The sequence below is a fragment of the Bacillus cereus group sp. BfR-BA-01441 genome (assembly GCF_022663075.1).
In the GTDB taxonomy this organism is placed as follows: Bacteria; Bacillota; Bacilli; order Bacillales; family Bacillaceae_G; genus Bacillus_A; species Bacillus_A cereus.
Genome location: NZ_JAKUEU010000487.1, coordinates 1 through 202, shown reverse-complemented (window position 1 = coordinate 202; position 202 = coordinate 1). Strand labels below are relative to the sequence as shown.

Below are 202 nucleotides of genomic sequence, written 5' to 3'. Positions count from 1 at the left end.
GTCTTTTCTAAATCACTTATAAAGGGGTAATTATTTTATGAAATTTAAAGTATTCTTTTTAACCATTACCATTCAAAAAAATAAATTTTCCGAGTCTGAAATGCTTCATGAACGACAAATTAATCAGGCTATGAATTCTGTAAAAGAAAGACAAAGTCATTACTGTAGTCATCTGTAATTCCAATTCGAAAGGAGGAATTCA

At 28.2% G+C, this 202-nt stretch carries 1 protein-coding gene; it reads left to right on the top strand.

Annotation, left to right across the window (positions count from 1 at the left end; all coding sequences use genetic code 11):
- Positions 1-37: 37 nt before the first annotated feature.
- The gene (locus MR107_RS31315; protein WP_000669806.1) at positions 38-178 is read left to right on the top strand and encodes a YrzI family small protein; all 141 of its coding nucleotides are present in this window, start codon (positions 38-40) and stop codon (positions 176-178) included.
- Positions 179-202 lie beyond the last annotated feature (24 nt).